This is a genomic window from Myxococcus sp. RHSTA-1-4 (genome assembly GCF_020037125.1).
In the GTDB taxonomy this organism is placed as follows: Bacteria; Myxococcota; Myxococcia; order Myxococcales; family Myxococcaceae; genus Myxococcus.
Genome location: NZ_JAIQDG010000034.1, coordinates 35,089 through 60,717 on the forward strand (window position 1 = coordinate 35,089; position 25,629 = coordinate 60,717).

General features: G+C 69.7%; 18 protein-coding genes. 8 read left to right on the forward strand and 10 right to left on the reverse strand.

Going from position 1 to position 25,629, the window contains the following annotated elements; all coding sequences use genetic code 11:
* Positions 1 to 12: 12 nt before the first annotated feature.
* From K8638_RS35010 to K8638_RS35020, 3 genes are all read right to left on the reverse strand, one after another.
* Positions 13 to 1,995 carry an ATP-binding protein gene (locus K8638_RS35010; protein WP_223759051.1) on the reverse strand — a complete coding sequence of 661 codons (1,983 nt, stop codon included), beginning with the start codon at positions 1,993 to 1,995 and terminating at the stop codon, positions 13 to 15.
* Between the two features lie 93 nt (positions 1,996 to 2,088).
* On the reverse strand, positions 2,089 to 9,447 hold the full coding sequence (locus K8638_RS35015; protein ID WP_370644205.1) for a HAMP domain-containing protein: 7,359 nt from the start codon (positions 9,445 to 9,447) through the stop codon (positions 2,089 to 2,091).
* 202 nt (positions 9,448 to 9,649) lie between these two features.
* A complete protein-coding gene (locus K8638_RS35020) occupies positions 9,650 to 10,537 on the reverse strand; it encodes a hypothetical protein (RefSeq protein ID WP_370644206.1) in 888 nt (295 codons plus the stop codon).
* A gap of 172 nt (positions 10,538 to 10,709) precedes the next feature.
* On the opposite strand from K8638_RS35020, the gene K8638_RS35025 reads away from it, so the two are divergent.
* Positions 10,710 to 13,025: a TonB-dependent receptor gene (locus K8638_RS35025; protein WP_223759053.1), complete on the forward strand. Its 2,316-nt coding sequence runs from the start codon at positions 10,710 to 10,712 to the stop codon at positions 13,023 to 13,025.
* On the opposite strand, the gene K8638_RS35030 is transcribed toward K8638_RS35025, so the two are convergent.
* The 3 genes from K8638_RS35030 to K8638_RS35040 are packed head-to-tail and all read right to left on the reverse strand — an operon-like array spanning position 13,013 to position 14,948.
* The gene (locus K8638_RS35030; RefSeq protein WP_223759054.1) at positions 13,013 to 13,429 is read right to left on the reverse strand and encodes an arsenate reductase ArsC; all 417 of its coding nucleotides are present in this window, start codon (positions 13,427 to 13,429) and stop codon (positions 13,013 to 13,015) included. The two genes, K8638_RS35025 and K8638_RS35030, sit on opposite strands and share 13 nt — an antisense overlap.
* A 20-nt stretch (positions 13,430 to 13,449) precedes the next feature.
* Entirely contained in the window at positions 13,450 to 14,571 is a 1,122-nt protein-coding gene (gene arsB, locus K8638_RS35035) for an ACR3 family arsenite efflux transporter (RefSeq protein WP_223759055.1), read from the reverse strand.
* An 11-nt stretch (positions 14,572 to 14,582) separates the two neighbouring features.
* Positions 14,583 to 14,948 (reverse strand): metalloregulator ArsR/SmtB family transcription factor, encoded by a 366-nt coding sequence (locus K8638_RS35040; protein ID WP_223759056.1) that lies wholly within the window; start codon positions 14,946 to 14,948, stop codon positions 14,583 to 14,585.
* 176 nt (positions 14,949 to 15,124) lie between these two features.
* Here K8638_RS35040 and K8638_RS35045 point away from each other — a divergent pair, with 176 nt between their 5' ends.
* Together K8638_RS35045 and K8638_RS35050 are read left to right on the forward strand one after the other, a co-directional pair.
* On the forward strand, positions 15,125 to 15,841 hold the full coding sequence (locus tag K8638_RS35045) for a transglycosylase domain-containing protein (RefSeq protein WP_223759057.1): 717 nt from the start codon (positions 15,125 to 15,127) through the stop codon (positions 15,839 to 15,841).
* A gap of 522 nt (positions 15,842 to 16,363) precedes the next feature.
* The gene (locus K8638_RS35050; protein ID WP_223759058.1) at positions 16,364 to 16,780 is read left to right on the forward strand and encodes a hypothetical protein; all 417 of its coding nucleotides are present in this window, start codon (positions 16,364 to 16,366) and stop codon (positions 16,778 to 16,780) included.
* Between the two features lie 81 nt (positions 16,781 to 16,861).
* On the opposite strand, the gene K8638_RS35055 is transcribed toward K8638_RS35050, so the two are convergent.
* Genes K8638_RS35055 through K8638_RS35065 form a run of 3 tightly spaced genes read right to left on the reverse strand, consistent with a single transcriptional unit; the run spans position 16,862 to position 18,320 of the window.
* Positions 16,862 to 17,170, reverse strand: coding sequence for a cyclic-phosphate processing receiver domain-containing protein (locus K8638_RS35055; RefSeq protein ID WP_223759059.1), 309 nt, complete (start codon positions 17,168 to 17,170; stop codon positions 16,862 to 16,864).
* 12 nt (positions 17,171 to 17,182) lie between these two features.
* A complete protein-coding gene (locus K8638_RS35060) occupies positions 17,183 to 17,416 on the reverse strand; it encodes a hypothetical protein (RefSeq protein ID WP_223759060.1) in 234 nt (77 codons plus the stop codon).
* A gap of 22 nt (positions 17,417 to 17,438) precedes the next feature.
* Positions 17,439 to 18,320 (reverse strand): 2-oxo acid dehydrogenase subunit E2, encoded by an 882-nt coding sequence (locus tag K8638_RS35065; RefSeq protein WP_223759061.1) that lies wholly within the window; start codon positions 18,318 to 18,320, stop codon positions 17,439 to 17,441.
* Between the two features lie 126 nt (positions 18,321 to 18,446).
* On the opposite strand from K8638_RS35065, the gene K8638_RS35070 reads away from it, so the two are divergent.
* Positions 18,447 to 19,385, forward strand: coding sequence for a DUF1684 domain-containing protein (locus K8638_RS35070; protein ID WP_223759062.1), 939 nt, complete (start codon positions 18,447 to 18,449; stop codon positions 19,383 to 19,385).
* A 157-nt stretch (positions 19,386 to 19,542) separates the two neighbouring features.
* Complete coding sequence (gene yjjJ / locus K8638_RS35075) at positions 19,543 to 20,844, forward strand: type II toxin-antitoxin system HipA family toxin YjjJ (RefSeq protein WP_223759063.1); 1,302 nt, start codon at positions 19,543 to 19,545, stop codon at positions 20,842 to 20,844.
* Positions 20,845 to 20,866: 22 nt separating this feature from the next.
* Here the strand turns inward: yjjJ and K8638_RS35080 are convergent, their stop codons facing one another.
* A complete protein-coding gene (locus K8638_RS35080; RefSeq protein WP_223759064.1) occupies positions 20,867 to 21,448 on the reverse strand; it encodes a type 1 glutamine amidotransferase domain-containing protein in 582 nt (193 codons plus the stop codon).
* Positions 21,449 to 21,660: 212 nt separating this feature from the next.
* Here K8638_RS35080 and K8638_RS35085 point away from each other — a divergent pair, with 212 nt between their 5' ends.
* The 3 genes from K8638_RS35085 to K8638_RS35095 are packed head-to-tail and all read left to right on the forward strand — an operon-like array spanning position 21,661 to position 25,606.
* Positions 21,661 to 22,827 carry a sorbosone dehydrogenase family protein gene (locus K8638_RS35085; RefSeq protein WP_223759065.1) on the forward strand — a complete coding sequence of 389 codons (1,167 nt, stop codon included), beginning with the start codon at positions 21,661 to 21,663 and terminating at the stop codon, positions 22,825 to 22,827.
* A gap of 59 nt (positions 22,828 to 22,886) precedes the next feature.
* Positions 22,887 to 24,473: a cation:proton antiporter gene (locus K8638_RS35090; RefSeq protein WP_223759066.1), complete on the forward strand. Its 1,587-nt coding sequence runs from the start codon at positions 22,887 to 22,889 to the stop codon at positions 24,471 to 24,473.
* Positions 24,470 to 25,606, forward strand: a complete 1,137-nt coding sequence (locus K8638_RS35095; RefSeq protein WP_223759067.1) for a cyclic nucleotide-binding domain-containing protein — start codon at positions 24,470 to 24,472, stop codon at positions 25,604 to 25,606. Before K8638_RS35090 ends, K8638_RS35095 begins: the two co-directional genes overlap by 4 nt.
* The last annotated feature ends 23 nt before the right edge of the window (positions 25,607 to 25,629 follow it).

Consider the following 25,629-nt stretch of genomic DNA (forward strand, 5'->3'; position numbering starts at 1 on the left):
TTTCCGCCCGCGTCAGCTCGCGGTGCGCGAGCCACCCGCCTGATGCACGGAGGACAGCTGCGCCACCGTCTCGCGCGGCAGCCACACGTGGAAGGTGGAGCCCTCGCCGGGCACGCCCGGGGACTCCACCCAGATGCGGCCGCCGTGCTGCTCGACGATGCCCTGGCTGATGGTGAGCCCCAGGCCCAGGCCGCCGTACTTGCTTCCGTGCGCGCGGCCGAAGCGCTCGAAGATGAGCGCCTGCTTCTCCTTGGGGATGCCCACGCCCCGGTCCCTCACCGACAGGTGCACGCCCTCGTCACCCTCGCCGCTGAGCCGCACCTGCACCGGCCCACCCTCGGGCGAGTAGCGGATGGCGTTGGACAGGAGGTTCGTGAGCACCTGGTCCAGGCGTCCCCGGTCCCACGTGCCCTCCAGGTGCTCGGGCCCTTCCACCCGGATTTCATGGCCCTGAGACAGCACCGCCATCCGGTCCCGCGTCTCGTGCACCAGCTGGCTCAAGTCAAACCGCTCCAGCTCCAATGACAGACGCCCCGCCTGCAGCCTGCTGATGTCCAGCAGGTCCTCCACCAGCTTGGCCATCCGGTCGATTTGCCGGTTGATGATTTTCAGCGACTTGCCCGGCCCGGCCTCCGTCTCGTTGCCCAGCTTGAGCAGCGCCAGGTGCGCGTGGCCCTTGGCCGCCGCCAGCGGCGTGCGCAGCTCATGGCTGGCCGCGGCGAGGAAGGCGTCCTTCGCCTCGCTGGCCAGCCGCAGCGCCGTCTCCGCGCGCTGGCGCTCGGTGATGTCGCGGGCCACGGAGATGAAGCGGCCCAGGCCCTCGTCCGCGGCCACGAACTGGAGCACCACCTCCACCGGCACCTCGGTGCCGTCGCGGCGGCGGTGGCTGGTGGAGTACGTCTGGCTGGGCAGCGTCCCGCTGAGCAGCGGCGCCAGCAGCTTGCGGAAGCCCGCCTCGTCGAAGGCGGCCTCCACCTCCAGCACGGACAGGCCCACCAGCTCGTCCACGCTGCCGGCCAGCTGCCTGGCCGCGCCCGCGTTGGCGTAGGTGAGCGTCAGCGAGTCCGGGGAGAACATGAAGACGCAGTCCAGCGTGGCGTCCAGCGTCGTCTTGAAGCGCGCCAGCGCCTCCTCCGCCCGGCGCTTGTCGTCGATGTCCGTGGCGATGGCAATCCAGCCCACGAGCTGCCCGGCCTCGTCCCGCTCGGGCACCGCGCGCGCCAGGTGCCAGCGGTAGACGCCGTCGAAGCGCCGCAGGCGGAACTCCCGCTCCACGCGCTGGCCCAGGCGGATGGCCTGCTCCCACGCGTAGCGCATGGCCTCCCGGTCCACCGGGTGGACGAAGTCCAGGAAGGTGGCCAGCGACAGGGGATGGCCCTCCTGGATGCCGGTGTAGTCCCGCCCGGCGCGGTTGGCGTAGGTGAAGGTGCCGTCCGGCCGCGCCGCCCACATCACCTCGGGCAGCGACTCGGTGAGCCGCCGGTAGCGCAGCTCGCTCTGCCGCTCCAGCGCCTCGCGCTCCCGCTGCCGGAGCTGGGCCGCCTGCCGTTGAATCTGTTGTTCCTTCAGGAACAGGTCCACGAAGACGCTGACCTTGGAGCGGAGGATTTCGGGGTCGAACGGCTTGAGCAGGTAGTCCACCGCGCCGTGCGCGTAGCCCTTGAAGACGTGGGCCGCGTCCCGGCTGAGCGCGGTGAGGAAGATGATGGGAATGGTGCGCGTACGCTCGCGCTGCTTGATGAGGGTGGCCGTCTGGAAGCCGTCCAACCCCGGCATCTGCACGTCCATCAGGATGACGGCGAAGTCGCGTTGCAGGAGGAACTTGAGTGCTTCCTCGCCGCTGGTGGCCTTCACCAGCTCCTGCCCGAGCGGCTCGAGGATGGCTTCGAGCGCCAGCAGGTTGGACGGGTGGTCGTCCACCATGAGGATGCTCGCCCGCGGACGCGCGGCTCCTTCCTGGGGGCGTTCGGGGGAGATGTGTTCGCCAGGCGTCATGGAGATGGGAGGACTGTCGTAGAGGCTAGGCTCGGCCCCCGCCGGACCCAAGTCCGGCGGAGGCCAGCCGTGCGCTAGCCATCACTCCATCCGTCAGGTCGTCACCCACAGACGGATGAGCTCCAGCAGCTTGTCGGTGTCCACCGGCTTGGGCAGGTAGTCGCTCGCCCCGGCGGCCATGCACTTCTCGCGGTCGTCCTTCAGCGCCTTGGCGGTGACGGCGATGATGGGGAGGCTGGCGTACTTGAGGTCCTTGCGAATCGCACGCATGGTCTCATAGCCGTCCATCTCCGGCATCATCACGTCCATCAGGACGATGTCCACGTCGCGGTGCTGCTCCAGCATTTCAATCGCCGCGCGCCCGTTCTCCGCGAAGACCACCTGCATGCCGTGATTCTCCAGCACGCTGGTGAGGGCGAAGATGTTGCGCATGTCGTCGTCGACGACGAGCACCTTCCTGGAGGCCAGCTCCGCGTCCTTCTCGCCGCGCTGGGACAGCGCGGCCCGGGCCCGGGGTGGCAGGTTCCGGTCCAGCCGGTGGAGGAAGAGCGCCGTGTCGCTGAGGAGCTGCTCCGGGCTCTTCGAGCCGCTCTTGAGGATGACGCTGCCGGTATAGCGCCGCAGCCGGGCCTCGTCCTTGGGGGTGAGCTCCTTGCCCGTGTAGACGACGATGGGCAAATCCCGGAAGCGCTGCTGCGTCTTGACCTCCTCCACCAGCTTGATGCCGTCGGTGTCCGGAAGCAGCAGGTCGATGACGAGGCAGTCGTACTCGCTCTCCTCCAGCTTCTCCAGCACCTCCTCGCCGGTGGCGACGGCCGTCACCTCCACGTCGCCCCCCTCGCTCAGGAGCTTCACCAGGCTGTCACGCTGGGTGTCGTCGTCCTCCACCAGCAAGAGCCGCCGCTCCTTGCGCTCCAGGAAGCTGGCGAGCTGGTTGAAGACGCGCTCCAGGCCCTCCTTGCTGACAGGCTTGGTGAGGTAGCCGAAGGCCCCCTGCGAGTTGCCCTGGTGCTTGTCCATGACGCTGATGACATGCACCGGGATGTGGCGTGTGCGCGGGTTGCGCTTGAGCCGGTCCAGCACGCTCCAGCCGTCCACCACGGGCAACTGGATGTCCAACGTAATCGCGTGCGGCTGGAACTCGTTGGCCATGGACAGGCCGGAGTCACCCCGGGTGGCCACCAGCGCCTTGAAGCCCTTCTCCCGCGCCATCTGCACCATGATGCGGGCGAACTTCACGTCGTCCTCGATGATGAGGAGGACGCGGTCCCCCTCGCGGATGTGCTCCCGGTCGTCCTCCAACGCGACGGAGGCGAGCGAGGACTCCGTGGGCGGCGGCAGCGCCGCGTCCAGCACGTGGCTGCTCTCCGACACGGCCGGCGGCGGGGTGTAGGCCGGAGCCGCGGACTGGGGCTCCGGAGCCGGGGGCAGGAGGGGCGAGGGCTCGCTGGGGCCCGACAGGGGCGGCAGGCCGTCGTCCTCGGGGCTCACGTACTCGGGCGGCAGGTACAGCGTGAAGGTGCTGCCCTTCTTCGGCTCGCTCTGCACGTGGATTTCGCCACCGAGCAGCTTGGCGATTTCCCGGCTGATGGACAGGCCCAGGCCGGTGCCGCCGTACTTGCGCGCGGTGGAGCCGTCCGCCTGCTGGAACGCCTCGAAGATGAGGCGCTGCTTGTCCCTGGCGATGCCGATGCCCGTGTCCGCCACCGAGAAGGCGAGCACGTGCCGCGAGCGCTTGAGCACCTCGTGCTCCAACCGCGTGGAGCGGTCCGCCACGGACACCTTCATCCGGACGCTGCCCTCGTCGGTGAACTTGAAGGCGTTGGACAGCAGGTTCTTCAGCACCTGCTGCAGGCGCTGCGGGTCCGTGCGGATGTGCCGCGGCGAGCCCGGAGCCACCTCCACCGTGAAGGCCAGCCCCTTCTGTTCCGCCACCGGGCGGAAGGCGCGGTCGATGAACTGGTTGAGCTCCGACAGGACGATGTCCCGCGGCTCCACCTGCATCTTCCCGGCCTCCACCTTGGAGAGGTCCAGAATCTCGTTGATGAGGCTGAGCAGGTCTCCACCGGACGCGTAGATGGTGTTGGCGTACTCCACCTGCTTGTTGCTGAGGTTGCCGTCCTTGTTGTCCGCCAGGAGCTTGGCGAGGATGAGCAGCGAGTTGAGCGGCGTGCGCAGCTCGTGGCTCATGTTGGCCAGGAACTCGCTCTTGTATTTGGAGATGACGGTGAGCTGCTCCGCCTTCTCCTCGAGGCTGACGCGGGCGCGCTCCACCTCGTTGTTCTTCTCCTCGACGCGGCGGTTCTGCTCCTCGAGCAGCTTCGCCTTCTCCTCCAGCTCGATGTTGGTGCGCTTGAGCTGGTCCTGCTGGACGGTGAGCTCCTTGGACTGGCTCTGGAGCTCCTGCGTGAGGCTCTGCGACTGGAGCAGGAGCTGCTCGGTGCGCATGTTGGCGATGATCATGTTCAGCACCACGCCAATGCTCTCGGTGAGCTGGTCCAGGAAGATTTGATGGATGGCGCTGAACGGGTGGAACGACGCCAGCTCGATGACGGCCTTGACCTCGCCCTCGAAGAGGACGGGCAGGACGATGATGTTGAGCGGCGTGGCCTCACCCAGGCCCGAGGAGATGGTGATGTAGTCCGAGGGCACCTTGGTGAGGAGAATCGTCTTCCGCTCCAGGGCGCACTGGCCGATGAGCCCCTCGCCCAGGCGGAACCGGTTGGCGATGTGCTTGCGCTCCCGGTACGCGTAGGTGCTGGTGAGCTTGAGCAGGGGCGTGCCGGACTCGCCGTCCATGAGGAAGAAGGCGCCGTGGTGCGCGGACACCAGCGGCGTCAGCTCGCTCATGATGAGGCGGCTGACGGCGTCCAGGCTCTTCTGGCCCTGCATCATGCCGGAGAACTTCGCCAGGTTCGTCTTGAGCCAGTCCTGCTCCTGGTTCTTCTGCGTGGTCTCACGCAGGTTGACGATCATCTGGTTGATGTTGTCCTTCAGCGCCGCCACTTCGCCCTCGGCGACGACGGTGATGCTGCGGGTCAGGTCGCCCTTCGTCACCGCGGTGGCGACGTCGGAGATGGCGCGCAGCTGGCTGGTCAGCGTGCCGGCGAGCTGGTTCACGTTGTCCGTGAGCTGCCGCCACGTACCGCGCGCACCGGGCACGCGGGCCTGGCCGCCCAGCTTTCCTTCGATACCCACCTCGCGGGCCACCGTGGACACCTGCTCGGCGAAGGTGCCCAGCGTGTCCGTCATGTTGTTGATGGTGTCCGCGAGCGCGGCCACCTCGCCCTTCGCGTCGACGATGAGCTTCTGGGTGAGGTCACCGTTCGCGACGGCCGTCACCACGCGCACGATGCCGCGCACCTGCGTGGTGAGGTTGGACGCCATGAAGTTCACGTTGTCCGTGAGGTCCTTCCACGTGCCGGCCACACCGGGCACGCGGGCCTGACCGCCCAGCTTCCCTTCCACGCCCACTTCACGGGCCACCGTGGACACCTGCTCGGCGAAGGTGCCCAGCGTGTCGGTCATGTTGTTGATGGTCTCCGCGAGCGCGGCCACCTCGCCCTTGGCCTCCACCACCAGCTTCTGCTTCAGGTCGCCGTTGGCGACCGCCGTCACCACCTTGACGATGCCGCGCACCTGCGTGGTGAGGTTGCGGGCCATGAAGTTCACGTTGTCCGTCAGGTCCTTCCAGACGCCGGACACGCCGCGCACTTCCGCCTGACCGCCCAGCTTTCCTTCCGTACCCACTTCACGGGCGACGCGCGTCACCTCTGAAGCGAAGCTGTTGAGCTGGTCCACCATGATGTTGATGGTGTCCTTCAGCTCCAGGATTTCGCCCTTCGCGTCGACGGTAATCTTCTTGGACAGGTCACCGTTCGCGACGGCCGTCGTCACCAGCGCGATGTTGCGCACCTGGCTGGTGAGGTTGGAGGCCATGCTGTTCACGTTGTCCGTGAGGTCCTTCCACGTGCCGGCCACCCCCGGCACCGCGGCCTGGCCACCCAGCTTGCCGTCCGTCCCCACTTCCTTGGCGACGCGAGTCACCTCCGCGGCGAACGCGCGGAGCTGGTCCACCATCGTGTTGATGGTGCTCTTCAGCTCCAGGATTTCGCCCCGGGCCTCGACGGAGATCTTCTGCGACAGGTCACCGTTCGCCACGGCCGTCGTCACCTTGGCGATGTTGCGCACCTGGTCCGTCAGGTTGCCGGCGAGGACATTCACATTGTCCGTGAGGTCCTTCCACACGCCCGCGACACCGGGCACCGCGGCCTGACCACCCAGCTTGCCTTCCGTGCCCACCTCCTTGGCGACGCGCGTCACCTCGGAGGCGAACGCGCGGAGCTGGTCCACCATCGTGTTGATGGTGTTCTTCAGCTCCAGCACCTCGCCCTTCACGGACACGGTGATCTTCTGCGACAGGTCGCCGTTCGCCACGGCCGTCGTCACCTTGGCGATGTTGCGCACCTGGTCCGTCAGGTTGCCGGCGAGGACGTTCACGTTGTCCGTGAGGTCCTTCCAGACGCCGGACACGCCCTTCACGTCGGCCTGACCGCCCAGCTTGCCTTCCGTACCCACTTCCTTGGCGACGCGAGTCACCTCGGCGGCGAACGCGCGGAGCTGGTCCACCATCGTGTTGATGGTGCTCTTCAGCTCCAGCACCTCGCCCTTCGCGTCCACCGTAATCTTCTTGGAGAGGTCACCGTTGGCCACCGCGGTGGACACCTCCGCGATGTTGCGCACCTGGGCCGTGAGGTTGTTGGCCATCAGGTTCACGTTGTTCGTGAGGTCCTTCCACGTGCCCGCGACGCCCGGCACCTCCGCCTGGGCGCCCAGCTTCCCTTCCACGCCCACCGTGCGGGCGACGTCCGTCACCTGCTGGGCGAAGATGGACAGCGTCTGCGTCATGTTGTTGATGGTGTCCGCGAGGGCGGCAATCTCGCCCTTGGCCTCCATCGTCAGCTTCTGGGTGAGGTCCCCGTTGGCGACCGCCGTCACCACGCGCACGATGCCGCGCACCTGGCTGGTGAGGTTGGACGCCATGAAGTTCACGTTGTCCGTGAGGTCCTTCCAGACGCCGGACACGCCCTTCACGTCGGCCTGACCGCCCAGCTTGCCTTCCGTACCCACTTCCTTCGCGACGCGCGTCACTTCCGAGGCGAAGGCGCGGAGCTGGTCCACCATCGTGTTGATGGTGTTCTTCAGCTCCAGCACCTCGCCCTTCGCGTCCACCGTAATCTTGCGCGACAGGTCGCCCTTCGCGACGGCCGTGGTGACTTCGGCGATGTTACGGACCTGGTCGGTGAGGTTGTTCGCGAGCAGGTTCACGTTGTTCGTGAGGTCCTTCCACGTACCGGCCACCCCGGGCACCACCGCCTGGGCGCCCAGCTTTCCTTCCACGCCCACCGTGCGGGCCACGTCCGTCACCTGCTGGGCGAAGATGGACAGCGTCTGCGTCATGGCGTTGATGGTGTCGGCCAGCTCGGCCACCTCGCCCTTGGCCTCCATCTTCAGGCGCTGGGTGAGGTCACCATTCGCGACCGCCGTCACCACCTTGGCGATGCCTCGCACCTGGGTGGTGAGGTTCACGGCCATCACGTTCACGTTGTCCGTGAGGTCCTTCCACGTGCCGGACACGCCGCGCACCTCGGCCTGACCGCCCAGCTTGCCGTGCGTCCCCACCTCGCGGGCCACGCGCGTCACTTCCGAGGCGAACGAGTTGAGCTGGTCCACCATCGTGTTGATGGTGTTCTTCAGCTCCAGAATCTCGCCGCGCGCGTCGACGGTAATCTTCTTGGACAGGTCCCCGTTGGCCACCGAGGTCGTCACCAGCGCGATGTTGCGCACCTGCGTGGTGAGGTTGGAGGCCATGTAGTTCACGTTGTCCGTGAGGTCCTTCCAGACGCCGGCGACACCCTTCACGTCGGCCTGGCCGCCCAGCTTGCCGTCGGTGCCCACCTCGCGAGCGACGCGCGTGACTTCGGAGGCGAAGGCGCGGAGCTGGTCCACCATCGTGTTGATGGTGTCCTTCAGCTCGAGCACCTCGCCCCTCACGTCCACCGTAATCTTCTTGGACAGGTCGCCCTTGGCGACGGCCGTCGTCACCTCGGCGATGTTGCGCACCTGGGCCGTGAGGTTGTTGGCCATCAGGTTCACGTTGTCCGTGAGGTCCTTCCACGTACCGGCGGCACCCGGCACCTGGGCCTGGGCGCCCAGCTTGCCCTCGACACCCACCGTGCGGGCGACGCTGGTCACCTGCTGCGCGAACACGTTGAGCGTGTCCGTCATGTTGTTGAGCGTGGCGCCCAGGGCGGCAATCTCCCCCTGCGACGGCACCATCAGCTTCTGGGTGAGGTCGCCGTTCGCAACGGCCGTCACCACCTTCACGATGCCGCGCACCTGGGTGGTGAGGTTGGACGCCATGAAGTTCACGTTGTCCGTGAGGTCCTTCCACGTACCGGACACGCCGGGCACCGCGGCCTGACCGCCCAGCTTGCCCTCGGTGCCCACTTCGCGGGCCACGCGCGTCACTTCCGAGGCGAAGCCGTTGAGCTGGTCCACCATCGTGTTGATGGTGCTCTTCAGCTCGAAGACCTCGCCGCGCGCGTCCACGGTGATTTTCTTGGACAGGTCGCCGTTGGCCACCGCGGTGGACACCTCCGCGATGTTGCGCACCTGGGCCGTGAGGTTGTTGGCCATCAGGTTCACGTTGTCCGTGAGGTCCTTCCAGACGCCGGACACGCCCTTCACGTCGGCCTGGCCACCCAGCTTGCCGTCGCTGCCCACTTCCTTCGCGACGCGCGTCACCTCCGCGGCGAACGAGTTGAGCTGATCCACCATCGCGTTCACGGTGGTGCCGATGCGGAGGAACTCGCCCTTCACGGGCTGGCCGTCGATTTCCAGCGCCATCTTCTGGGTGAGGTCGCCTTCGGCCACCGCCACCAGCACGCGCGCGACCTCCGTGGTGGGCTGCACCAGGTCGCCGATGAGGGCGTTGATGGAGTTGATGCTGGTGGCCCAGTCGCCGCGCACGTCGCCCAGCGACACGCGCTCGCCCATGCGGCCCTCACGGCCGACCACGCGCTCGACGCGGACCATCTCCTGCGTCATCGCGGAGTTGAGCGTCACCACGGCGTTGAACGCGCGGGCAATCTCCTCCATCACCGCGTCGGGGCCGCCCCCGGGCAGGCGCACGGAGAAGTCACCCGCCTGCACGGCCCGGAGGGCGCTGAGCAACGGCTGCATGGGGTGGCCCCCACGCACGCGGGTACTGGGGCCGGGCGTCTTGGAGCCACCATTCCGGCCGTTGCCGGTGACCGGTGCCCCGTCTCCGGACGTCGGGTCCGTGGGGCGGGTGCGCGCCCGCTCGGCCCGCAGACGGTTGGCCGCGGAACTGGAGCTGGTGCGCTTGCGGCCGTTGGCGTTGGGGTTGGGAACCTTGGTGTCGTCCACGCTGGCAGACCTCTGATCGGGATGAACGCTGCGGCGGTGCTCTGAGCGGCGCCCGGGGCGGTGCGAATGTCCAAGGAGTTCGCGGGCTTGTCGATTCCAAGCCGGACGCCGGAGGAGCCTGTTCGTCCACTACTGAACCGTGTGGTTCATGGGCTCGGACACCCCGTGAAAGACGCGGGGGTTGGAGCCTTTTTCCAACACGTCAGGGGGCCGGGGCCGTGCACGGAAAGCCATCACAGCCCTGGACGTAGAGGGCCCGGCCGGTGAGCCGGCGGGCAGGGGCTGCCGGCGTGCCCGGCGCCGGAGCCCGGGCTCCCGTGCGCACGTCCCAGGTGAAGGCGGGAGTGCCCCCCGGCGCGCAGCCGATCAGCAGCCGCTCCGGCGCGTCGAGCCACCAGAGGGTGGCGACGGGACATGGAGGCTCGGCGGGCAATGGGGCCAGCGTGCGGGCCTCGAAGAGGCGCACCGCCCCCCCGGTGAGGACGGCGGCGAGGGTGCCCGAGGCCCCCACGGACAGCCGGGCCCCGGCGCCGGGGACGGTGGCCTGGCCGAGCACGCTGCCCTCGGACGAGACGGAGACGAGCTGCCCGGCCTCGTCCAGCGCGAGCACCCCTCCGGCATGGCCCGCGAGTGAAACCGGCGAAAAGTCACCGACCGGACGAAGTGTGCCCTGCTCCTCGTGGAGCAGGCGGCCTCCGGCGGAGACCCAGAGGCGGTTGTCGGCGCCGAAGGTGGCGGCGAGCGCGCCCCGCACGGGAAAGGAATGGGAGGCCGTGCCGGGGCCGCACACGGCGACGGAGCGGGGGCCGTAGACAGCGGCGCGCGAGGCATCCGGGGACACGGCCCAGCCGAGCCGGGGCGCGGGCAGCGCGCGGGAGAGACAGGCGTTGAGCGCGCCGAAGTGCGGGTCCGTGGTGGGCGAGGAGATGAGGTACGGCAGGCTGGTGGTGGCCGTGTAGACGAGCAGCCCGAGCGCGGCGGCGATGACGAGGGTGAGCGGCCAGGGACGCACGCTGAGGGCGCGCACGGCCCTCGCGGAGGCGCGGCCTCCCGTCCTGCTTCCCTTCACCGGGCCTTCCCGTCCACCCACGGCGGCTCCTGTGTCGCGTCCACCCGCGCCCCGCAGGACAGCACAGAACGGGCGCGAAGGCTTCCGGTGGATGCCTGGTTGCTTGCGTGTTTCGTGAGGGAACCGTGATGAAACGGTGAGGAATGCGCCCCGGTGTTCGCGCACGCTCGCGGCCGTGAGAAGGGATTCGAGCATGCAGGCGAGGGGGTTGTTCCGGGGCCTTGGGGTCCTGGCGGTGTTGCTGGCGTCCGGGGCGCTCGGCGCCGAGGCGCGGGGAGTCATCTTCGGCACGGTGAAGGACGCCGGGTCGGGACAGCCCGTCGCGGACGTCGTCATCACCGCGACGTCGCCTTCGATGCCGGGCGAGCAGACCGTGGTGTCGGATGCGCAGGGGGCGTACCGGATTCCGGGACTGCCTCCGGGGACGTACACGGTCCGGTTCGAGAAGGAGCACTTCCGGCCCTACCCGCGAGCCGATGTGCCACTGAGGGACGGGCACGCCACGCGGCTCGAGGTGTCCATCCTGCCCGAGGTCTACGATGAGTATTATGTCTCGTGGGGCTGTGGCCCGCCGGCCGTCGACGTCGGCAGCACGACGACGGGCCGGGAGCTCCACCACGAGCTCGAGTTCTACCGTGTACTGGGCAGGTCTTCGGGTCCCCTCGGCGCGGTGCGCGGGGGAGAAGACCTCGCCCCCTTCGTCCCCGGTGTGCTGGACGCGGCAGGAGGCCTCTCCATCAGCGGCGCCTCCGTCTTCGAGAACGAGTACGTGCTGGACGGCCTGTCCGTCCGCGACGCGGTGCTGGGGCTCGACGCCCTGCCCCTGAGCATGGAGCTGATGCAGGCTCCTGACCTCGCGGCCGGCGGATACCCAGCGGAGTACGGCCGTGCCACCGGCGGGCGCCTGTGGACCGTGACACCATCAGGCTCCAATGCGTTGCATGGCTCCCTCTTCGGCTTCTGGACTCCGGGGCTGCTGGAGGGGCGCCGCGCCAGCACTGAGGTCGCGAGCCAGGATGCGCTCAAGCACCAGGGAGACTTCGGGGCCACCCTGGGCGGCCCGGTGCTCAAGGACAGGCTCTGGTTCTTCGTGGGAGTCACCCCGGCGCTGAGCCGGGTGGAGCGGACGCGTACCGTCGAAGCGCCGGACGCGGGTGTCGCCACGTCACGGTCGTTCGACGATGCGCGCAGCCTCCAGGCCCTGGGCAAGCTGACGTATCTCTTCGACATGAACCACAACGTGTCGCTCTCGCTCCTCACCGCGCCTTCCTCGCTGGAAGCCGGGAGCACCGGCTCGGCGATGTCCGCGCTCCATTACTCGGGAGCGTTCATGGACAAGCGCTTGCTGGTGGATGTGAACACGGGCTGGCTGTCCCAGCGGGTGACGCCCCGAGCCGGGGAGCGCGGAGACCGCACGGTGGACCGCTACCAGGCCCATGCCCGGGTCATGGGGCTGGCTCGATGGCTGGGGACGCACGTGTTCAAGGCGGGCGTGGACGCGGAGTGGCTCACCTACGAGCAGACGGGCTCACGGACTCCCAGCACCGTCTTCGGGGGCTACGTGCAGGACAGCGTGTCCTTCATGAATCGCATCACCTTGAACGTGGGCGCCCGCTACGACGTGCAGCGCATCGATGGCGCCCGCGAGGGTCATGTCACCAGCGCCCGGCTGTCGCCTCGCGTGGGACTGGTCGTCGACCCCCATGCCAATGGCCGGGGGAAGGTGTTCGTCCACTACGGGAAGCTCACGGGGCTGACGCCCCTGGGGCTCACGGATGCTCCGGCCCCCGGGACGGACGTGACGTTGGCCCCGGACCTCGCGCTCATGTCCTCCAGCGAGGTCGTCACCGGGCTCGAGTACGAGCTCTTTGATTACGTGGTCCTCGGAGGGACGTACACGCACCGGGGCTTGGAGGACGGGGTGGCGCGCGTGCCCCGGGCAGAGGGGAACAGCTTCGTGCTCGCCAATCCCGGCTCCGGGCTCGCCGCGGACTCGCCGCGCGCGGCGCGCCATTACGATGCGGTGACGGTGGAGCTGCGCCGCACCTTCCTGGCTGGCTGGCAGGGCCAGGTGAGCTACACGTGGTCGAAGCTGACGGGGAACTACGAGAGCCCGTTCGCGGCGTGGGACGGGCTCGCGCTGGAGCGGCGGCTGCCCCTGGACCGGCCCCATGTCCTTCGCGCGTACGGAGCGCGGCAGTTCTTCCTCGGGAACCAGCTGACTGCCGACGTGGGCGCTTCCTACCTGGGAGCGTCGGGCGTGCTGCTCGAGGACACGGGAGAGCGCACGCCGTGGATGCAGTCGTTGGATGTGTACCTCGGCGTGGGGTACAGGCCCACGCCGCACCAGGACCCCCTCGTGACGTTCCGCCTCGACGTGTTCAACGTCTTCAACGCCCAGGAGGTGGCGCAGGCGGAGACGCATGACGCCGTGGACGGCGCGTCTCCCGTCACCGTGCGCTACCAGGCGCCTCGTCAGGTGCGCCTCGGGGCGCGCTACGAGTTCTGAGGCGGGCGGGCCCAGCCCTCACGCTGCACGAACCGCGCGACGCGCGAGGCCACCTCGTCCCGGATTCTCCGTACGTGCTCCACGGGCTTGCCCTTGGGGTCCTCCAGGGGCCAGTCGTCGCGCTTCAGCCCCGGCACATACGGGCACGCCTCGCCGCAGCCCATGGTGACGAGCCACTGCGCGTCCCGCGCCAGCTCATCCGTGAGCCGCTGGGGACGGGCACCCGACAGGTCGATGCCCACCTCGGCCATGGCGGCCTGCACCTCCGGGTGGACGCGCTCACCGGGCTGCGTGCCGGCGGAGACGGCCCGGGCCTTCGCCGGGTCCGCCAGGGCATTGAAGAAAGCCGCCGCCATCTGCGAGCGGCCCGCGTTGTGTACACACGCGAAGATGACCGTGCTCATCGTGAGACCTCCTGGATTCGTCACGGGTTCGACTGGCCCGGCGCCTTGCCGTCGAAGCGCCGGGGCAGCACGGCCTCGCCCGCGTCCGGGAACAGCCGGCGCTTGAGCCAGAGCGACAGGTAGACGAGGGCGATGAGCGCGGGCACCTCGATGAGCGGTCCCACCACGCCCGCGAGCGCCTCTCCCGACGCCATGCCGAAGACGCCCACCGCCACCGCGATGGCGAGCTCGAAGTTGTTGCCCGCCGCCGTGAAGGACAGCGACGCCGTCTCCTCGTAGCTGAAGCCCAGCTTCCGCGAGAGGAAGAAGGCGCTGGTGAACATGATGGCGAAGTAGGCCAGCAGCGGCACCGAGATGCGCACCACGTCCAGCGGCAGGCGGGTGATTTTCTCCCCCTGCATCGCGAACATGAGGACGATGGTGTAGAGCAGGCCGACGAGCGCGGTGGGGCCCAGGCGCGGCAGGAAGCGCTGCTCGTACCACTGCTCTCCCTTGAGGCGGGTGAGCCCGAAACGCGTCAGCGCGCCGGCCACCAGCGGCACGCCCAGGAAGATGAGCACGCTCTTGGCGATGCTCCACATCGACACGTCGAAGGCCGTGACGTCCGCGCCGAACCAGCCCGGAATCACGGTGAGGAAGAGCCAGCCGAGCACCGAGTAGAAGAGGATTTGAAACACGGAGTTGAGGGCCACCAGCACGGCGGCCACTTCGTTGCTGCCACACGCGAGCATGTTCCAGATGAGGACCATGGCGATGCAGCGGGCCAGTCCGATGAGCACCAGGCCGTTGCGGTAGTGCGGCAGGTCCGGCAGGAAGAGCCACGCCAGCACGAACATCAGCACCGGCCCCACCAGCCAGTTGAGCACCAGGGACGTGGTGAAGAGCCTGCCGCGCGTGCGCAGCCGGCCCAGCTCGCCGTAGCGCACCTTCGCCAGCACCGGGTACATCATCCACAACAGGCCAATGGCGATGGGCAACGAGACGGTGTCCAGCTTCACCGTGTCCAGCCGCGCGCCCAGGTCCGGGAAGGCCCGGCCCAGCCCGATGCCGAGGGCCATGGCGGCGAAAATCCAGACCGGCAGCAGCCGGTCGATGAGGGAGAGCTTCTTGACGATGCTGGCGGAGGGAGCGGCGGCGGTCATGGAGTCCTTCGTTACTTGCAGGCGTTGGGGCCGCGGGACCTGAGCAGGCGCTCCACGTCCTCGCGGAGCACGTCTCGTTTGGAGAAGGCGGCGACGAGCGCCTTGAGCTGGGCCTTGCACACCTCGTCCATCTGCGGAGCGAGCTGGTAGTAGACCCAGCTCCCATCGCGGCGGGCATCAACGATGCCGGCGTTCTTCAGCACCGCGAGCTGCCGCGAGGTGTTGGACTGCGTCAGCCCGAGCGCGGACTCGAAGTGGCAGACGCACAGCTCCCCATGGCTGAGGAGCGCGACCATGCGCAGGCGGGTCTCATCCCCCAGCGCCTTGAAGAGGCGCGAGGCGGAGCGGACATCCAGGGTGGCGACGGCGGCTGACATGAGGACATGAGCATATTGGAATGTCGTGGTGCCGCAACCGGAAGATGTGTGACGCCTGGGTGACATCGTCGCCCACGCGGAGGCCCCCTCGCCCTCGGGCCAGAAAGGCGAGGGCAAGAGGCTGCTGCTGGCCCGAAGGCTGCACCGGACCAGCGGCCATGCGCTGGAAACGCCTCTTGAAGTGGCTGGTGTGGTTGCTCGGCCTCGGGCTCGTGGTGGTGCTCACCACGGTGGAGTGCGTCTACCAGGCCACGCTCGCTCAGGTTCCCGAGTTCCCGCCTTGTCCCGAGGGCGCCTCCACCCCTCCTGTTCATGGCAGGCTGCGGTGGGCATTGCTCGAGGGCTCCACGACACCGCGCGTGGACATCATCTGGCCAGGAACCATCGTCCGTGTGCTGGTGAGCGCCGCATCATCCGAGCGGCCTCCATCGATGCCAGCGGGGCTTCGCCTCGCTGACGAGGTCGCGCGGAGCTGGTCGGCGCGGATGCATCAAGAGAACGGCAGGCACTTGAGAGCATTCGAGCGCCTCGCGCTGGCAATCTGGCTCACCCGCCACTGGAGCGTTGAGGAGCTGCTCGCCTTCGATGCGGAGCACACCTACCTCCTCCAGGACCTCGTTGGCATGCGGGCAGGAGCGCAGGTGCTGCTCGGGAAAGACTGGGCACAGCTCGATGCCACGGGCATGGCCCTGCTCATCGCGGTAAGCGAGGCCCCAGGCAAAAGCAGAGACCCCTGGTGCTTTCCCGCCGAGATGCGCTCGAGGCGTGACCGACTGTTGAAGCAAATACAGGCCAAGGGAGGCCTCACCATGACGGAAACGGAGGCCGCGCTCCGTGCCCCACTCGGCCTTGCGGTCAGGCCCGCGCACTGGCGTCCCTGCGGCACTGAATGAAGCGGCGCTCCCGCTCCGAGCCCTGGCATGCAGCCGTGCTTCCGTATGAGGCCATGGCTTCGCGCTTGCCACCCCGCCCTCGGGCCTCACCTTTGCGGTGGAGAGGGAAAGGAACCCACCATGCGACGAGCGATTGCCACTGCGGCCCTGACCTTCAGTTTCCTGCTCTCATCTGTCGGGCTCGCCCAATCAGCAGGCGGCGGTTCAAGCGGAGGCACGCCTGCGGGTGGGACTGCGGGCGGCAGTGCTGCCGGTGCCCAGGGTGGTGCGGGCGCCGGAGGCACGGGGACCTCGCAGGCGCCGGGCACCTCCTCCGCGGGAACCCTGGCTCCGGCACCGCAGGGCACCACGGGCACCACGGGCGGTTCGACGACGGGCACGGGTGGCACGAGGACAACGGGCACGTCCGGTCAAGGCGCGACTGGCGCTGGCGGCGGCGGCACGACAGGTGGAGGCGGAGGTGGCGGAACCACGGGCGGTGGTGCGGGCGCGAGCGCCGCGGGCGGCGGAGCAGCGGCCGGAATGGCCCCGCGTCCCAGCGAGTCGCAAGAGGTGGCCCAGCTCCGCGCCCAGGTCCAGGAGCTCCAGCGTCAGGTGGCCACACTGAGCCGCACGGGTGGCGCGGCGGGCACGGGCACGGGTGGCGCGGGCACGGGTGGCTCCGCACCGGCGGCGGACCCGGACAGCACCGTGGTGGCGAGCGTCCTCATGCAGGGCCAGGTGGCCGCCGTCTCGGAGAACCGCATCCAGGTCCGCGACGCGGAGACCGGCGGCATCTACACCCTGTTCGTGGGCGGCAAGACGCGCGCCACCCACAACGGCCAGCGCATCTCGGTGCAAAGCATCCCCGAGGGCACTCAAGTCCGGGCCACGTTCAATCAGCTCGCCGACGGCGACAGCTACGCGACCCGCATCCAGGTGTATCCTCGGCGCCGATGACTTGAAGTGAAGCGCCCCACGCGCATCACTCTCCGGGCCGCTGGGGGGAGCTGAAACCCTTCCGACGGCCCGGAGGCTTTTTCAGCGCCTCTCGCCACGCTCACGGACGAAGCGCTCGACACGCTCGATGGCCAGCTCCATCTTCCGCCGCGCGGAGCTGTTCGCCGAGTGCACACGCAGGCGCGGCGGCACGAAGCCCCGCGTCGCCACGGCCTCCTCCACCCAGAGCAGCACGTCATAACCGGTGCCATGCGAGTCATCCCCGAGGTCATGGTCCAGGCTCAACTCCGTCACCTGCCCGCCCTCGAGCAGCGCGATGGCCTCCTCGGGCCACCGCACCGGCACCCAGCCCTCCGGCGTGGGACGCTCGTCATCCAGGTAGACCTTCATCGATTCCGCTGCTCAGCGCTCCCCGTCCTTCGGGGCCGTGCCGCCCGCGAGCTGCCGCAGCTTCGCGGCGAAGGGGCTCTCGCCATCCACTCGCGCGGGGCCCCCCGCCAGCCGCTGCCGCCGTGTCATCGCGAGCGGTCCCTCGGCCGGCCCTTCGACGGCCTCCTTCTCATAGCGGTCCTGCCCACCCAGCGCGCGCCCCACGGGGCGGGCGGCACTGATGCGTCGATTCGTGTCCACGGGCATGACGGGTACCTCCAGCCCCTTTCTACCCCACCACCGGCCCGCTCGCAGCCCCTCGGGGCCACTCCTCGGGGACGAGTGGGGCCGGCCCCCACGTCCCCTCCGGGTCCTCCAGCGCCGCACCGATGTGGCGCAACACCCGGGCGACCGAGTCCACGTCGATGAGACGCGCGTCCCAGGTGCAGGTGAGCGTCAGTTGCTGGCCCGGCACCAGGGTGTCGCCCTCCACCACGGGCACCCTGCGCACCGCCCCGGGCGCCAGCAGCAGCGGCACGCGCGTGTACGGCACCATGGCCACGTAGCCACGCTCCAGCCCCAGCGAGCCCAGGCTCGTCACCGCCACCGAGCCGAACGGGTCCCTCGGCATCCCCACCCAGCGCAGGTCCACGTTCAGCGTGTACCAGACGAAGGACAGCAGCCGCAGCGCCAGCCCCATCAGCAGCCCGGGGATGCGGTACGAGCGGCGCTTGCCCCGCTCGATGACGGCATCCCGGCGCGCGCGCACCTCGGAGATGCGGGACTCCATCGTCTCGACGAAGTCGCCCAGCGACAGCGTGTCCGCGCGGTGCACCGTGGCCGTGGTCAGGTCCGCGCGGCCCGCCTCCGCCGGCTGCACCACGAGCACGCAGACACCCACGTCCTTCCGGAACGAGGGCCGCTGCCAGCGCAGCAGCACGTTCGTCTCCGGGTAGCGGCGGAGCGCGTCCGCGGCCGCCTTGGCCACCAGGTGCGTCACCGTGAAGCGGCGTCCCGTGCGCGCGCGGTACGCCTCGAGGTACGCGAGCGCCCGCTCCATGCGCACCTCCAGCGCCGCGTAGGCACTGGGGTCCCTGGGCGCGCGCCACGTCCCCAGCGCGAGCTTGCGGAAGGCGCCGGGCGGCGGCGCTGGCTTCAGGTCGAGATTCACGGGTGGACTCCCGCTTCGCACGGAGCGTGCGCCCCTGCAACCTCGCGCTCCTGCGCCGCGCGCGCCGTCCTGTTAGACAGGGGCCACCGGAGCCGGACGCGGCTCCCCCTGACCGAGGCACACGACATGACGCCCCTCGCCCTGGCCCTGTCTCTCGCCCTCAACGCCACGCCGCCCGCCAAGGCGGCGACTCCCCCACCCCGTCCCGCCGCCAAGACGAACATGACCGCCGCCGCCCAGAAGCCCGCCGCCGAAGACCTCGCCACGTCCACCCGTGCCTGGCAGGAGGAGCGCCTCAAGAGCCTCCAGTCCGAGGACGGCTGGCTCACCCTGGTGGGGCTGTTCTGGCTGAAGGAGGGCGAGCAGACCGCCGGCTCCGCGCCGGAGAGCGACCTCGACTTCCCGCAGGGCACGCCCGCGAAGCTGGGCACCTTCACGCGCGAGGGGAACACCGCCAGCTTCCAGCCCGCGCCCGGTGTGGCGCTCACGCTCGATGGGAAGCCCTTCACCGGGGGCGCGCTCCAGTCGGATGAGAAGGGCGCGCCGGACGTGCTGAAGCTCGGCAGCCTCAGCCTCCAGGTCATCCTGCGCGGAGACAAGCTGGGCGTGCGCGTGAAGGACATGGAGGCGCCCGCGCGCAAGCAGTTCCATGGCATCCCCACCTACCCGGCGAGCGCCGCGTGGCGTGTCGAGGCACGCTTCGAGCCCTCGGAGACGCCGCGCACCATCTCGGTGCCGAACGTGCTGGGCAACGTGGAGGAGATGAAGGTGCCGGGCACGCTGGTCTTCACGGTGAATGGCAAGGAGCACCGGCTGACGCCCGTGGAGGGCGGCGAGCAGCTGTTCATCATCTTCGCGGACGAGACCAACCGCGACGCCACCTACGGCGCGGGCCGCTTCCTCTACGCCGACATGCCGAAGGACGGGCGCGTGGTGCTGGACTTCAACCGCGCCTACAACCCGCCCTGCGCCTTCACCCGCTTCGCCACCTGCCCGCTCCCCCCGCGCGGCAACCGGCTCGCCCTGCGCGTGGAGGCCGGCGAGAAGCGGTACGGGGACCACTGAACGCGGCGGGATGAGGCGCGGCACACATGGAGTGAAGCCTCGCCGTCAAAATGGCTGGGAATCCATTCATCTCCAGCCGTCATTCACGGAAATTATCTAGAGATAATGGCCAGTTGCTTCCTAGAATCCATTCAGGAACCGATTCAGGAACCCATTCATGGCCTCCGTGGAGCAGCTCCTCTCCGTGCTGGGTCGTCAGGTCACCGTGCGGGCCGGCGAGCTGGCCCCGCAGCTCGGCGTTTCGCAGCCGACGCTGTCGCGGCTCATCACCGCGGCGGGGGACCGCGTCCTCCGAATGGGGCGAGGCCGCGCGACGCACTACGCACGCACCCGGAGCCTGCCGGCGCTGGGGACGCGGCTCCCCATCCACCAGGTGGATGAAACGGGCCATGTGCGGCCCTACGGTGTGCTGCACCTGCTCACGGCCGGCCGTCACTGGCTCGAATCCGAGACGGGTGAAGGAGAGCTCTTCGAGGGACTCCCGCCGTTCGCGGCGGACTTGAGCCCGCAGGGCTACGTGGGCCGAAGCTTCTCCTCGCGATACCCGGAGCTGGACCTTCCCGTCCGCATCACCGACTGGAGCGATGACCACCGCCTCATCGCGCTGGCCCGGCGCGGAGAGGACTGTGTCGGCGACCTCATCCTGGGTGACGAGTCGCTGAACCGCTTCCTCGAGATGGAGCCACGCTCCGCGCACCGCGACAGCTACCCCGAGCTGGCCCGGGCCTCCATGGCGGGACAGCCCGGCTCGTCCGCCGGCGGAGAGCAGCCCAAGTTCCTGACGTACGCGGAAGGCCGCCACGTCCTGGTGAAGTTCGCGGGAGGCGACGACGGCACCACCGCGCGACGGTGGAGGGACCTGCTGACCTGCGAGCACCTCGCGCTCGAAGCGGTCCGAGCAGCCGGGATTCCCGCCGCGTCCGCGAGCACGCTGGACCTGGGTGACTACCGGTTCCTGGAGGTCGAGCGCTGCGACCGCATCGGCGCGCGCGGGAGGAAGGCGCTGCTTTCACTCGGCGCCATCGATGACGAGTACTTCGGCCACCGCGACACCTGGACCCGCGCGGCACGACGCATGTCCGAGGCCCGGCTCATCTCCGAGGAGGACGCCCGGCGCATCCGCTGGCTCGACACCTTCGGGCAGCTCACCGGCAACACCGACCGGCACTTCGGCAACCTCTCCTTCTTCGTGGAGGGCCCGAAGCAGCTCCGGCTCGCGCCGGTCTACGACATGCTGCCGATGGTGTTCGCACCCGTGGCGACGAGCGTCGTCGATCGCACCTTCGAGCCTCGGCCTCCCACCGCGGACACGCTCGACGTCTGGCCTGATGCCGCACGACACGCGGTGGAGTACTGGACGCGGCTGGCTCGCGAGCCCGTGCTCGGCGACGCGCTTCGAGAGCACTGCGCACGGCACGGAGAAGCGGTCTCGACGCTGGTACAACGAGCGCCGGTGTGAGCCAGAGCCCGCCGCCGCGGCGTCAGTGCACGGCGGGCGGCTGGTCCGACGCGGCCTCGGGGGCGAGCGGCGCCTCCAGCCGCGGGGCGATGCCCCGGGACACCTGACGTAGCAGTGCCTCGCAGAACGCCGGCAGGTCGCCCGGGTTGCGCGAGGTGATGATGTTGCCGTCCTCCACCACCTCGCGGTCCACCCAGCGCGCCCCCGCGTTGAGCAGGTCCGTCTTGATGGAGGGCCACGAGGTGACGGTGCGCCCGTCCGCGATGTCCGCCTCCACCAGCATCCACCCCGCATGGCACACGGCGGCGATGGGCTTGTCCGCGCGGAAGAAGTCCCGCACGAAGCCCACCATGCCGATGTCCGTGCGCAGGTGGTCCGGCGAGTAGCCACCCGGAATCACCAGCGCGTCGAAGTCCTTCGCGATGACGTCCTTCACCGACTTCTCGGCCTTGATGACCTCCTTGCCCTTCTTGCCCTTGAGCTGCCTGCCCGCCTCCAAGCCGATGATGACCGCCTCATGCCCGGCCTTCTTCACGGCGTCGTAGGGCACGCGAAACTCCGAGTCCTCGAAGTCGCTGTCCACGATGAACGCGATGCGCGCCATGGGTCGCCTCCCTTTGGATGAGTGAGTGGATTTCCGTCCGGAGAAGGTGCCCACGGCCTCCGCCACCTCCAACGCGGGAGCAACCCTCCGGGCCTCGGTCGGGCCGCCCGCCTGCCCCCCGTCCCGGCCGGGATGACAGGCGCGCGTCAACCCGGCAACGCAGCCGCACGGACCCACTGGCGCACCCACGCACGGTCGACATTAATCGCCCCATGCGCGCCTCCCGCCGGGTCGTCCTCTCTCTCGTGGTGCTCGCCCTCTCGGCCTCCGCCTGCCGCAAGAGCCAGTCCCAGGGCACCGCCGCCCCCCAGGAATGCATCCTCGTGGAGGAGGGCTGGGGCACGGACGGCACCGTCCCCTTCGACGTGGAGGTGGTGGCGGAAGGACTGGAGGTGCCCTGGGGCATCGCCTGGCTGCCCGGTGGCGACGCGCTCGTCACCGAGCGGCCCGGCCGCGTGCGCCTGCTCAAAGGCGGTGTCCTCCAGCCCACGCCCGTGGCCACGGTGCGAATCACCAGCACCGCCGAGGGCGGCCTGCTCGGCATCGCCGCGCACCCGGACTTCGCCTCCAACCGCCAGTTCTACCTGTACGTCACCACCGACGCCGGTGGCCCCGACGAGAACCGCATCGAGCGGTGGACGCTCTCCGAGGACCGCACCCAGGCCACCTTCGACCGGGTCATCTTCGGCGGCATCCCCTCCGCCACGTACCACGACGGCGGACGCCTGCGTTTCGGCCCGGACGGAATGCTCTACGCGGGCACCGGCGATGCCAGGGAGCCGGACCGCTCGCAGGACGTGAAGGACTCCGCCGGCAAGCTGCTGCGCCTGACGCCCGAGGGGCAGGTGCCCCAGGACAACCCCTTCCCCAACTCGCCCGCATACCTCACCGGCCTCCGCAACCTCCAGGGCTGGGACTGGAAGGATGCAAACACGCTGTACGTCACCGACCACGGCCCCAGCGGGGAGACGATGCGGCGGGGCCATGACGAGGTGAGCCTCGCCCGCCCCGGCGCCAACCTGGGCTGGCCCGGCATCTACGCGTGTGAGCTTCGAGAGGGGCAGGTGACGCCGTCCCTCACCTTCTCGGACGCCATGCCGCCAGGCGGCGCCGCGCTCTACACCGGGAGCGCCATCTCCGAGTGGCGGGGCTCGCTCCTCATCGGCACGCTGGGCTCGCGCCACCTGCACCGGGTGGAGTTCGCCTCGGACAACCCGGCCCGGGTGGTCCGCCACGAAGTCTATCTGCGCAACACGTACGGCCGCCTGCGCGAAGTCACCATGGGCCCGGACGGCCACCTCTACGTCACCACCAGCAACTGCGACGGGCGGGGGAACTGCGGCCCCCGCAAGGACCTCATCCTCCGCCTCAAGCGCTGAACCCACTCCACAAGTACGGGCCTCGTGCATGAGCGCCCCGGTTCTGGAAGACTCGGGCCGTGCACCTCGAGATGCCCCTGGTCATCGGGTTGATGGTGGCGGCCATCGTCCTGGCCATCGCCGCCAAGCGCGCGCGCCTGCCCTACAACGTCGCGCTGGTGGTGGGCGGACTGCTCATCTCCGTGGGCAACCTGCTGCCCGGCGTGCCGCCCCTCAATCCGGAAGTGGTGTTCCTGGTCTGCCTGCCCGCGCTCCTGTTCGAGGGCGGCATCATGGCGGACCTGGGCGGCATCCGCGCCAACGCCCTGCCCATCCTCGTGCTGTCCACACTGGGAATGGCGCTGGCCATTGGAGGCACCGGCGCCGCGCTGCACCTGCTCGTCGGGCTGCCGGTGTGGCCGGCGATGCTGCTGGGCGCCCTGCTGTCGGTGACGGACACCGTCTCCATCCTCTACGCCTTCCGCCGCGCCCCCGTGCCCGCGCGCCTGTCCGGCATCATCCAGGGCGAGAGCCTCTTCAACGACGGCACCGCGCTGGTGGCGTACGCGGCCATCTCCGCCGTGGTCGCCGGAGCCGCGACGCCGTCGCTGCCCCTGCTGGGCGCGCGCATCCTCGTGGCCTCGGTGGGCGGCGCGGCGGTGGGGCTCGCCCTGGGCCTGCTGGGCGGCTTCGTCATCCGCCGCACGGAGGACCCGCTGGCCGAAATCATGGTGACGACGGCCGTGGCGCTGGCCTCGTTCGTCGCGGCCGAGCAGTTCCACCTGTCCGGCGCCATCTCCGCCGTCACCGCGGGCCTCGTGGTGGGCGTCACGCTGCGGCGCGAGGTGTCCCCGCAGAGCCAGGTGGCCATCCACTCCTTCTGGGAGTACGCCACCTTCGGGGTGAACACCTTCCTCTTCCTGGCGGTGGGGCTCACCACGAAGCCGGAGACGCTGCGCGGCCACATCCCGGAGACGCTGCTGGCGGTGGCGTGCGTGTTCATCGGGCGCGCGGTGGGCATCTACGTTCCCTTCTTCCTGATGCGCCTCGTGCGCCCGGCGGAGGCGGTGCCACCGCGCTGGCAGCACGTGTTCATCGCCGGCAACATCAAGGGCGCGCTGTCCATCGGCCTCGCGCTGGGCCTTCCGGCGGCCACGCCCGCGCGAGAGCAGCTCGTGGCCATCGCCTTCGGCGTCACGCTGGTGTCGCTGGTGGGCCAGGGGCTGATGCTCACCCGGGTGCTGAATTGGCTGGGCCTCTTCCAGCAGGACGAGGTGGCCCTGGCCATGGCCGAGCAGCGCGGGCGCCTCATCGCCAGCCGCGCGGCCCACCAGGAGCTGGAGGTGCTGCACGAGCAGGGGCTGTTGCCCCGCGCCGCGTATGACCACCTGCGCAGCGAGTACCAGGTCAACATCGCCCGCGCCGAGCGCGAGCTGCGGCGCATCAGCGAGCAGCACCTCGCGCAGGGCGCCAGGGACCTCATCGCCATGCGCCGGCGGCTCATCGACGCGGAGCGCACCGCGCTGCAGGGGGCGCGGCGCAACGGCCTCATCCCCGAGGCCACGGCGGAACACATGCTGGCGCAGTTGGATGAGCGGACGCTGTCGCTGGACAAGGTGCTGCACGGCGACGCGAGCGCCGAGAGCCACGGGAGGAAGGCGTCTTGAGGATTGTCATCGCGGGCGGAGGCCGGGTGGGCAGCGTGCTGGCGGCGCGGCTGGTGGCCGAGCAGCACACCGTCACCGTCATCGAGCGGGACGCCGCCGTCTGCAACCGCATCTTCGAGGAGGTGGGCGCGGTGACGGTGTGCGGAGACGCCACCAACCCGCAGATTCTGGAGGCGGCGGGCATCGGCTCGGCGGACGTGGCGGCGGGCGTGCTGGCGCGCGACTCGGAGAACATGGCCTTCGCCATGCTGGTGCGCAGCGTGTCCAGCGCCCGCGTCATGGTGCGCATGCTGGACACCAGCTACCGCGAGGCCTACCGGCTGGCGGGCGTGAAGGAGCTGGTGGCGGAGGCGGAGGTGGTGGTGGCGAAGATGACCACGGCCATCGACTTCCCGCAGGTGGCCGGCACGCTGCCGCTGGGAGACGGCGACACGCTGCTGTTCGAGCTGTCCCTTCCCCTGCGCGCGCAGGTGGCGGGACAGACGGTGGCGCAGGTGCGCGCCACGCCGGGCTTCCCGCGCGAGTGCGTCTTCATCGGCGTGGTGGACCCGCAGGGCCGGGCGACGCTGCCGGAGGGGAGCACGGTGCTGCGCGCGGGGCACACCGTCATCATGGTGTCGCGGCGCTCGCAGCTCGCGGCCGCGGTGGAGTTCCTCGGCGCGGAGCCGCCCGCGGGAGCGGGGGCCGGCTCGGTGCTGGCGGCCACGCTGCGCAAGGTGGACTTCCTGGCGCCGCTGAGCGGCGAGGAGTTGGAGGCGGTGGCACGCGGCGCCGAGCACCTCCAGCACCCCGCGGGCACGGAGCTGTTCCGCCAGGGTGAGACGGGAGAGACGTTCTACGTGGTGCTGTCGGGCGAGGTGCTGCTCAAGGACGACACGGGACAGGTGGTGGCCACGGTGAAGCCGGGGGGCTTCTTCGGCGAGCTGGCGCTCTTGACGGGCGAGCCACGCACGGCCACGGCGGTGACGAGCACCGCGTGCGAGCTGGCCGCGGTAGGCCGCGAGGACTTCCGCAGCGTCGTCATGGCGAATCCGTCGGTGGCGCTGGAGATGAGCCGCATCCTCGGCGAGCGCCTGTCGCGCGCCCAGGGCGGCAAGCCGCAGCAGAAGCGCCGGAGCCTCTTCGGACGGTAGCGTGAGCCCGCCCCTCCAGGGCA

Coding starts and splice junctions, on each gene's coding strand:
- K8638_RS35070 (WP_223759062.1), top strand. CDS start 18,447: ATGACGCCCCTCGCCCTGGCCCTGTCTCTCGCCCTCAACGCCACGCCG.
- K8638_RS35040 (WP_223759056.1), bottom strand. CDS start 14,948: ATGTCAGCCGCCGTCGCCACCCTGGATGTCCGCTCCGCCTCGCGCCTC.
- K8638_RS35030 (WP_223759054.1), bottom strand. CDS start 13,429: ATGAGCACGGTCATCTTCGCGTGTGTACACAACGCGGGCCGCTCGCAG.
- K8638_RS35085 (WP_223759065.1), top strand. CDS start 21,661: ATGCGCGCCTCCCGCCGGGTCGTCCTCTCTCTCGTGGTGCTCGCCCTC.
- K8638_RS35050 (WP_223759058.1), top strand. CDS start 16,364: ATGGCCCCGCGTCCCAGCGAGTCGCAAGAGGTGGCCCAGCTCCGCGCC.
- K8638_RS35025 (WP_223759053.1), top strand. CDS start 10,710: ATGCAGGCGAGGGGGTTGTTCCGGGGCCTTGGGGTCCTGGCGGTGTTG.
- K8638_RS35080 (WP_223759064.1), bottom strand. CDS start 21,448: ATGGCGCGCATCGCGTTCATCGTGGACAGCGACTTCGAGGACTCGGAG.
- K8638_RS35055 (WP_223759059.1), bottom strand. CDS start 17,170: ATGAAGGTCTACCTGGATGACGAGCGTCCCACGCCGGAGGGCTGGGTG.
- K8638_RS35060 (WP_223759060.1), bottom strand. CDS start 17,416: ATGCCCGTGGACACGAATCGACGCATCAGTGCCGCCCGCCCCGTGGGG.
- arsB (WP_223759055.1), bottom strand. CDS start 14,571: ATGACCGCCGCCGCTCCCTCCGCCAGCATCGTCAAGAAGCTCTCCCTC.
- yjjJ (WP_223759063.1), top strand. CDS start 19,543: ATGGCCTCCGTGGAGCAGCTCCTCTCCGTGCTGGGTCGTCAGGTCACC.
- K8638_RS35010 (WP_223759051.1), bottom strand. CDS start 1,995: ATGACGCCTGGCGAACACATCTCCCCCGAACGCCCCCAGGAAGGAGCC.